This window comes from Ruminococcus flavefaciens MA2007 (genome assembly GCF_000621845.1).
In the GTDB taxonomy this organism is placed as follows: Bacteria; Bacillota; Clostridia; order Oscillospirales; family Ruminococcaceae; genus Ruminococcus; species Ruminococcus flavefaciens_E.
Map to the genome: position 1 here is coordinate 76,696 of NZ_JHXF01000016.1, position 10,005 is coordinate 86,700.

4 protein-coding genes are annotated in these 10,005 nt (G+C 47.2%); 3 read left to right on the plus strand and 1 reads right to left on the minus strand.

Annotated elements, in window-relative coordinates; translation table 11 throughout:
• The first annotated feature begins 507 nt into the window (after nt 1-507).
• Nucleotides 508-3,975 carry a glycoside hydrolase family 11 protein gene (locus T497_RS17530; RefSeq protein WP_051530601.1) on the plus strand — a complete coding sequence of 1,156 codons (3,468 nt, stop codon included), beginning with the start codon at nt 508-510 and terminating at the stop codon, nt 3,973-3,975.
• A 336-nt stretch (nt 3,976-4,311) separates the two neighbouring features.
• Nucleotides 4,312-5,691 (plus strand): leucine-rich repeat protein, encoded by a 1,380-nt coding sequence (locus tag T497_RS17535; protein WP_028515351.1) that lies wholly within the window; start codon nt 4,312-4,314, stop codon nt 5,689-5,691.
• A 119-nt stretch (nt 5,692-5,810) separates the two neighbouring features.
• Here T497_RS17535 and T497_RS0109160 read toward each other — a convergent pair whose 3' ends face one another.
• On the minus strand, nt 5,811-9,173 hold the full coding sequence (locus tag T497_RS0109160; RefSeq protein WP_028515352.1) for a beta-L-arabinofuranosidase domain-containing protein: 3,363 nt from the start codon (nt 9,171-9,173) through the stop codon (nt 5,811-5,813).
• Nucleotides 9,174-9,801: 628 nt separating this feature from the next.
• Here T497_RS0109160 and T497_RS0109165 point away from each other — a divergent pair.
• A partial coding sequence (locus T497_RS0109165) for a hypothetical protein (RefSeq protein ID WP_028515353.1) occupies nt 9,802-10,005 on the plus strand: 204 nt, incomplete at its 3' end.

The following is a 10,005-nucleotide window of genomic DNA, read 5'->3' on the forward strand; positions in this document are numbered from 1 at the left end:
TGCACATATATCATCGAGGCGCGTCCGAAAATCAGATATTTATATTCCATCTTTATTATATCCATATTTTGGTCACAAAACAACCCACAATTTGCATAAAAAAGTGTAAAAAATGCAGGTTTCAACAGTTAATGTGGAAACAATTTGTGGATACTGTATATAATAATAATTGCAGTGTTGTGCAAAACACCTATTGCATTTAAGACTATTTTAAGCTCATATTGAATGAAATATGAATTGATATAAATAAAAGCTTTAATAGTCCAAAATATTCGCAAAACTTGGTCAATTCAAGTAATATAGCCACATAAGCTCAATTCATTAGACAAACATTGCGATGTTTGTGAGCAAATTTTGGTCATAATGAATAAAATCAGCAACAAATGACTTGTTTTTGAAAAAGTTAAGAGATATACTTGGAGATAGAAAAAAAACAGAGTTTCTAAAACTCATGGGGATTACTGAAATCATAAATTTGCTTTTCAAAAAAACAAAGGAGTGATTGAAGTGAAACTTTCAAGAATGAAGAAGATCCTCAGCGGCACAGTTTCGGCGCTGATGATCGCAACCAGCATCCCGACAGTCGCATCTGCTGCCGACCAGCAGACAAGAGGCAACATCGGCGGTTACGACTACGAGATGTGGAACCAGAACGGTCAGGGACAGGCTTCGATGAACCCGTCAGCAGGCTCTTTCACCTGCTCATGGAGCAACATTGAGAACTTCCTTGCACGTATGGGCAAAAACTACGACAGCCAGAAGATCAACTACTCAAAGCTCAACGGCATCACACTTACTTATGATGTTGAGTACACACCTAAGGGTAATTCCTATATGTGTGTATATGGCTGGACAAGAAATCCACTGATGGAATACTACATCGTGGAAGGCTGGGGCGACTGGAGACCACCAGGAAATGACGGAGAGAACAAGGGCACTGTAACACTTAACGGAAACACATATGATATCCGCAAGTCAATGCGTTACAATCAGCCTTCTCTTGACGGTACTGCTACATTCCCACAGTACTGGAGCGTTCGCCAGACCAGCGGTTCAAAGAACAACACCACAAACTACATGAAGGGCACTATCGACGTAAGCGGTCACTTTGACGCATGGTCAAAGGCAGGTCTTGATATGTCAGGTACTCTTTATGAGGTATCCCTTAACATAGAAGGCTACCGTTCAAACGGTTCGGCTAACGTTAAGAGCGTTACCGTTACCACAGGCAGCGGTCAGACAAATCCCACTGTAACAACAGGAAACACACAGGAAGCTCCTCAGGGCGGCGGACAGCAGCAGGGCGGCTTCGACTTTAGCCAGATGGGCGGCCAGCAGGGCGGCTTTGATTTCAGCCAGTTCGGCGGTCAGGGCGGTCAGCAGCAGGGCGGCTTTGATTTCAGCCAGTTCGGCGGTCAGGGCGGTCAGCAGCAGGGCGGCTTTGATTTCAGCCAGTTCGGCGGTCAGGGCGGTCAGCAGCAGGGCGGCTTTGATTTCAGCCAGTTCGGCGGTCAGGGCGGTCAGCAGCAGGGCGGCTTCGACTTCAGCCAGTTCGGCGGTCAGGGCGGACAGCAGCAGGGCGGCTTCGACTTTAGCCAGATGGGCGGCCAGCAGGGCGGCTTCGATATGAGCGGCTTCGCAGGCGGCTTCAACACCAACGGCAATGCAAACATCGGTACAGACGCAGGCAACGGCGGCAACGCTAAGTCAGGTCTGAACGCTAAAATAAAGAATGATATGCCTACTACCGTTCCGAGCGGAAGCGAGCAGAGCGGCAAGTGCAAGGTAGAAAAGAAGACCTACAATTGTAAATTCACAGGCGGACAGAAGAGCTGCAACGTTATTCTTCCTCCTAACTATAATGCAAGCAAGAAGTATCCTGTAATGTACGTTCTCCACGGTATCGGCGGTGACGAAAACAGCATGGTAAGCGGTATGGGCGTTCAGGAGCTTATGGCAGGTCTTATCGCAAACGGCAAGGCAGAGGAAATGATAATCGTCCTCCCAAGCCAGTTCACAAGCAAGAATGGTTCTCAGGGCGGCGGCTTCGGTATCAATCAGGAGACCTGTGCTGCATATGACAACTTCCTCTATGACATCTCAGAGAGCCTTATCCCATACATTGAATCCAATTATCCTGTAAAGACAGGCAGAGAGAACAGAGCTATCACAGGCTTCTCAATGGGAGGCCGAGAGGCTATCTACATTGGTCTTATGCGTCCTGACCTCTTTGCATACGTAGGCGGCGCTTGTCCTGCACCAGGTATCACACCAGGCAAGGATATGTTCATGGAGCACCCCGGCTGTATGCAGGAGAGCGAGATGAAGTTCAGAAATGTAGGTCCTGAGCCTGAGGTATTCATGATCACAGGCGGTACAAACGATTCAGTCGTTGGTACATTCCCGAAGCAGTACAGCGATATCCTTACAAGAAACGGCGTTGAGCACGTTTACCAGTCTATCCCTGGCGGCGGACATGACGCTAACTCTGTAAAGCCACATCTCTACACATTCATGAGATACGCTTTCAAGGCTAACGCAAGCGAGTCTTCATCAAATACAAACACTAATACAAACACAAACACTAATACAAATACAAATACCAATACTAATACAAATACTAACACAAACACAAATAATCAGCAGAATAACAACAGCAACTTTAATCAGGGCGGTCAGCAGACAGGCGGCGCAGCAACTAAGTGGGGCGACGCTAACAACGACGGCACAGTAGATATGGGCGACGTTGTAGCAATTATGCAGGCTCTTGCAGCTCCTAACAAGTATAAGCTTGACGCTCAGGGCACTATAAATGCAGACGTTTTTGAGAACGGCACAGGCCTTACAGCAAACGACGCACTTTCTATCCAGAAGTACCTCTTAGGTACTATCGATAAGCTCCCTGAGAGCTATGCTAAGGGTTCTGCACCTGCTAACAACACAAACACAAATACTAACACAAATACAAATACTAACAATAACACAAACACAAATACCCAGCCGGCACAGGGCGGTTTCGATTTCAGCCAGATGGGCGGCCAGCAGGGCGGCTTCGATTTCAGCCAGATGGGCGGCCAGCAGGGCGGCTTCGACTTCAGCCAGATGGGCGGCCAGCAGGGCGGCTTCGACTTCAGCCAGATGGGCGGTCAGCAGGGCGGCTTTGACTTCAGCCAGATGGGCGGTCAGCAGGGCGGCTTTGACTTTAGCCAGTTCGGCGGCCAGCAGGGTGGCTTCGACTTTAGCCAGATGGGCGGCCAGCAGGGCGGCTTTGACTTTAACCAGGGTGGACAGCAGCAGGGCAACGCAGGTCAGCAGTCGGCTGGCAACGGCGGTGCTCAGGTACAGTCAGGCAAGAAGCTTTGCGCTATCTCATTCGATGACGGTGCAAGCGCTCAGAGCAAGTCAGATCCCGGATACAGGATCATTGACGCTCTTATCAAGAACAACATGACAGCTACATTCTTCATCGTAGGCGACTGGATCAAGACAAATGACCAGATCAAGTATGAGTACCAGAATGGCATGGAAGTAGCTAACCATACACAGTCTCATCCACATCTCGGTCAGCTTGGCGCACAGCAGGTTAGAAGCGAGTGGGAGAACTGCAATAACAAGCTCAAGAACATCATCGGCGCTGAGCCTTCAAAGCTGATGAGACTTCCTTACCTTGAGAGCAACGCAACAGTTCAGTCTGCACTCAGCGATGTACCGCTTATCAGCTGTGCAATCGATACACAGGACTGGAACGGTGCTTCAAAGGATCAGATCGTAAATACTATCAAGCAGGCTGCACAGAACGGTTCACTCGAGGGTGCTATCGTTCTCTGCCACGAGAACTATGCTAACACAGCAGCAGCTATGGAAGAGGTTCTTCCTTGGCTTGCACAGAATGGTTACCAGAACGTAAACATTTCTGATATGGCAAAGGCTCACGGCAAGACACTTGCAGGCGGCCAGGTTCACACACGCGCTTAATAGTTTTCGCTAAATGTGCCGAGAGCTGAGATCGGCTTTCGGCACACTCATGTAAGATTTCTCCAAATTTTAATATCCCCTGAAAGGCAGTCGGTTGATATCGGCTGTCTTTTCATTTTGTCTGATAAATATTATGCAGGACGGGACAGCCGACGATAACGGCATTGTTAAAGCTGAATAAATACCGCCGTATATCGGCGGTGTTTTTGTCTGATAGCGAGAATTTTTGCAAATTTATACTTGTAGCAATATTTGGTTAGCATTTTACAGAACGATGATTTATAATGTAATATGGCTTAAAATCGTGTTCAATAATCTTATTTACGGAGGTTTTTTATGAGATCGACAAGAATTATAGCGGCTGTTCTGTCGCTGACCTTAATTGCAGGCGCAGCTGTGCCGTTTGGCAGCTATGCTCCAAGCTTTTCTCTGACCGCAAGTGCGGAGGAGGAAAAAACTGTTTCATCAGATGACCTTACATTCACAGTTTTTGCAGACCATGCCGAGGTAAGCGGTATCAACAACGAGGGACTTACAAAGTGCTCTATCCCTGCATCAGTGAACAAGCTCCCTGTTACTGGCATTGCGGAAAATGCTTTCTATTTTGCCGAGAAGCTTCAGGAGGTAACTATCCCTGCTTCTGTTACAGCTATCGGCGATAATGCCTTTTCATGGAATTTACAGCTCAGGTCCATAAAGGTAGACAGCGGCAATAAGAACTTCGCAGACGTTGACGGAGTTTTATTCAACAAGGCTAAGGATACTCTCATGACATATCCGGCAGGAAAGACTGACAAGTTATACACAGTTGCAAATACTGTCAAGAAGATAGACAGCTTCGCGTTCCTGCTTTCCCAGAACCTTGAATCTGTGACCGTTCCTGCTTCTGTTTCATATATCGGTCAGGAGGCTTTCTGCTCAAGTCCTAAGCTCAAGTCTGTGACTATCCTCAACCCCGAGTGTGATTTTGAGATATCATGTTTTATCTGCAACGGCAAGGACGATAAGGGCAATTCCTACTACAGCGGAACTATCACAGGCTATGAGGATTCCACAGCAGAGCAGCTTGCGGCAGACAACAATTATAAGTTCAATGCACTTCCAAAGCCTGTAACAACTACAACAACTACGACAACAACTACAACAACGACTACCACAACATCAACAACCACAACAAGCAAGGCTACAGCAACATCAACAACCACAACAAGCAAGGCAACAGCAACTTCAACGACTACAACAGCTAAGGCAACAGCAACTTCAACAACTACAACAGCCAAGGCTACAGCAACTTCAACAACCACAACAGCCAAGGCAACAGCAACATCAACGACTACAACAGCTAAGGCTACAGCAACATCGACTACCACAACAAGCAAGGCTACAGCAACTTCAACAACTACAACAGCCAAGGCTCCTGCAACTACAACTACTACAAAGCCTGCTGAGCCCAAGTACATTCTTGGCGATGTAGACGGCAACGGAGCTATCAACGCAGTAGACGCTTCAATAGTACTCCAGTACTACGCAAACACATCTATAAAGAAAGACGGCGGTCTTACCAAGGAGCAGGTGACAGCTGCCGACGTAAACAAGGACGGCAAGGCAGACGCCGTAGACGCTTCCATAATCCTTTCATATTACGCTTACTGCGGAACAACGCATGGAAAAGTAATGACCTTTGCTGAATACGTTCAGAAGAATTATGTAAAATAATCTCATATAAATAAAAATACCGTCGGGAGACCGACGGTATTTTTTATGTTCAGTTTTGATTTTTTCCGCCAAACAAGACTGCCTTTTGCCGTATTGAAAAAACAGCCTTTACGGAGTATTTACAGAGAGGTCTTTATACCGAGCAGGTAAAGCTGTATCTCCAGAGCGTCGCCGCTGGTCACACCGTCATTGCTGCCTGTTACGTCAGCATTGGCAAGTCCCTTTTCGGTGATAGCCTTTGCGTCAGAACCGCCCAGAGCATATTTGTTTGGGTTAGCCAGTGACTGCATTATGAGAACAACGTCCGACATATCCACTTCGCCGTCGCAGTTAGCGTCACCGGGCTTGTCAGCCTTTGGAGCCTGCGATGTAGTTGTTGTGGTAGTTGTAGTAGTGGTCGTTGTCGTAGTTGTGGTAGTTGCCTCTGCCTTGGGGAGGGGCTCCTGCTCAAGAGTGCGGATAATGATGTAGTTAAGGTTTATAGCCTTGTCAGCAGAGCGGAAGTTGAGCTCAAGCTTACCGTTCTTGACTGTTACCTCGCCCTTTGATACTGTTGAGCCGTTAGTTGCGCAGTTCTCGGCGATGAGCTTCTGGTCGTCCTTGCCGTAGTTTGCGTATACTGAAGGAGATGTTGAACAGCTCCATGGATTGCTGAAGCACATCTCTACGGAGTACTTTCCGTTGGGGAGAGTAAAGCCGTAGTCGAGGTGACGGTCGATATTGTTTTCGTACTGGTTCTTTGTATAGCGGAATGAAGCGGTCTTGTCTCTGCCGTCGCCTGTGTTGCGCTCGTCGCACCAAGTATTTGCAGTGTAGAGACCTGAGCTGTTTTTGCTGCCCTCGTACTTGTCTGTAGCGTCGTCGATAAGTCCCCACTCAGCGCCTGTTACCTCATCGGGACCGTAGAGCTGCTCTGTAACGCTGTTGTAGTAGCCCAGCTTGTCCTTGCCCGAGAGAGTATAGGTGTTGTGGTCGCCGCAGTCTACAAAGTAGGCAATGCTGCTGTCACGCTCATAGAGAGGCTTGACTGCTGTCATGTAGATGAAATCGCATACCTTTGCGGACTCCTTGTCGTCGTTGGACGAGAATGTGACTGTGAGAACGTCATAGTCTGTGCCGTCGGCAGTTATAGCCTTTACGTTCTTGTCGATAACGTCCTGCGGAACTATGAGCTTCACGTCGTAAACGTCCTTGGTGCCCTTGTAGTCGAGGGTACCGCTGTAGAGGACAGTATCGCCTACGACTATGCGTATGGACTTGCCGTTGTCAGCCTTGCGGAATTTAACGGTGAGCATAGTGTAATCGGCTTCCTTGTCGATAGCCATGCGGTAGCTGAATGAGCCGCCGCTCTTAGCGTAACGGTAGGTACTGTCGTCTGTAACGCCCTGTGTATTGGTCTCCTGCATATCGTGGAGATTGTCGTTCTCGTACTGTCCGTAGCCCGGCTGTACGGTATCTGTAACAGTGGACTTGGAACGTGCAGGTCTGTCAACAGCTGTGCTGCTTGACTGGAAGTTCCAGTAGATGCCGTAGCGCTGCTGATACTGCTGATAATGAGGCGAGAATGTAAGGTCGTGGTCAGTACCTGTCAGCTTGAACTTGAGGGAGCTGCCGTCTCTTACAAGGTGGTCGCTGATATCTGTCATAAAGGTATTGACAGTAGTGCTGTTGTCGGAGATACGGATATTCTCTGAGGGAGTCACCTTATCCTTGGGGATAGTTACCCACATACCTGTTGAGCCTGTAGCCATGTTCTGCTTGCCCAGCTCTGCGCTGAGTACCACAGGACCGTACTTGAAGCCGTATACCGTGTTCTTGTCGGGGAGTGAGTAAGCCTTTACAGCTTCGGGGATAGTCAGCTCGATAACGTCGCCGCTCTTGAAGTCGCCTGTTACCTGAGCATAGCCGTCAACTGTCTTGTAGGAGTACTTCTCGCCGTCAACTTTAATGGTCATGTTTCCAGCCTTCCAGTCAGGGATACGGAAACGGAAGTCAACAGCGCCGCTGCCGTCGATAGTAAAGGAAGTTGTATCACTGTTAGGGATATTGCTCTTCTGGGTTATCTTCATGTTCTTGTCAGCCCAGTTGAGTATGGAGCTCTGATACATATTTACATACAGGGTATTATCGCCGTGCATATAGATAGTGTCGCCCAGCTTGCTGAAATTCTCCATACCGCTTCCTGTACAGCACCAGAAGTGGTCGAAGCGTGAGCTGTATACCTTGAAATAGCCCGTAGCCATAGGCTGGAAGTAGGTAGTCATACCTGTTTCGGGGTTCTGTGATGAGAGAATTGAGTTGTAGTAGGTATTCTCGTAGAAGTCCATATACTTGCTGTCGCCTGTTATCTTGAACAGCTCGCGGCTGAGCTTGAGCATATTGTAGGAGTTGCAGGTCTCGCAGTTGCAGTTTGTACGCTCCTTGTCAAGGATATCGTCCATGCCGAAGTGCTCCCACTCACTGTTTCCGCCTGTGATATAGGTGTGGTGGTTTACTACCATATCCCAGAAAGCTTCTGCGTACTGGAGCTGGCGTGTAGCGTCGACCTTTTCGCCGTTTATGGTCTTGCCGTGGGCTACGGTATAGCGCTTCAGAGCTCCGAGGAACTTAGGGATAGTGGTGTTGGCGTGTTTGCCGTTGAGGACGTTAGCTCCGCCCTTGAGTATCTGCTCGTGGAGATTTGTGTCGTCGAAATAGTGAGCAGCTACAGCGTGGTTATCCTTGCCTGTTATGCGGTAGAGCTCGTACATACAGTCGTTCATGCCGCCGTACTCGATAGAGAGTACCGTGCGGCGCTTCTGGTCGTTCCATGTCTTACAGCGGTTGTATACCCAGTCGCCCAGGTCTGAGCCCAAGTCCTTTGCGGTAGCATAGCCTGTTGCGTCGTAGATGTCGACTATACCTGCGATGAGCTTATGCATGGTGTACCACGGCACCCATGCTTCGCTGATGATGTTGGATTTGCCTGCTTCCACGTTGTCAAACTGGACCTCAACGCCTGTGCCGTTGGGGTGAGAGGCAGCCCAGATAAGTCCCGGCTTGCCCTTTGAGCTCTTCTGGCACTGTCTGAGACCGTCAATAAGGGTGGTCATTCTCTTGTAAAGAGCCGAGCGCTGTTCCTCGGTAAGTGTCGGATTCTGGTATGCCTGCGCGATAGCAGTCATATAGTGACCAACCGAGTGACCTGCGATGTTGGTGTTTTCCCAGCCGCCGTAGCGCTTTGCGCCGTTGGTGTTGAGACCAGCGTTTTCGCGGAAGCCTGCAAGGAGTCTGTTTGTGTCGAATGCAAGGAGATAATCAAGCTCCTTGTTGAAAGCATTGACGCTGTATGCGTCAGTCATGGTCACGTCTGAGATGCTGAAATTACGGATGTTTGCGTTCTCGGCTGCTGATACACCAACTGTCGGGAAGCTGGTGACAGAGCACATCATAGCGGCAGCAATTCCAAATGAAGTCAGACGAGAGGGAAGTTTTGATAACATAAGAAATTCCTCCTTTAAATTTTAATATCCCATAATTATTGTAGCTTATTATTAAGAAACTAACAACCCACAAAATTACAGAAAAGGTTGAAAATATTTTGTTTAAATTCATACTCTATTCGTAAATATATGAAAATTGCAGAATATGTTATATAGTGAATATATGAATTAATGTGAAAGGGGTATCATTATGTGCAGATGAACAGATAACTAATGTCAGATAGCCGCTAAGTAACTCAAATTATGAAGTCACGAACAGACTCGCCGCAGAAGCCGCCTTTCCTTTTATTTATTATTATAACATGGAGCAACGAATAATAAAATAATAGGTCATTTTTCGGATAAACCGAAAGCTGCCGAAAACTTATACTAAAGGTGAAAGAAATAACTATATTTTATGTATACACAATAAAAAGAATGATTATTAGTTGGAATCAGTGAATAAAATATTGCTTTAGAAAGTATAATTCAATGAATAGAATATTTAAAAGTATAATTATTTACAGCGTTAAGTAATTTCAATTGTTAAGTGTTTGTAAATTTCTTGTCCCAGATATTGCTTTTACGGTAAAATCCATATATAATACAGGTAAGCCGAAAGGCTAATGATATAAAAGGAGAAAAAATTATGAAAATCAGAAGAATCATTGCTGCTGTAATGGCGCTTGTGCTCGTTGGGGGAGCATATCCGTCAAATGCAGTAAACACACGAAACATCGGCAAGGTCTATGCTGCTGAAGCAGCAGAAGAAAAAGAACCGAAGTTCTTAATTGAGAAAGATGAATATAAGAGACTCGAACCGTTCTCGATCAAAGTGAAGAACGTTGATCCT

Excerpts from the sequence above, each read along its gene's own strand:
- T497_RS17535 (WP_028515351.1), top strand. The coding sequence starts at position 4,312 with ATGAGATCGACAAGAATTATAGCGGCTGTTCTGTCGCTGACCTTAATT.
- T497_RS0109160 (WP_028515352.1), bottom strand. The coding sequence starts at position 9,173 with ATGTTATCAAAACTTCCCTCTCGTCTGACTTCATTTGGAATTGCTGCC.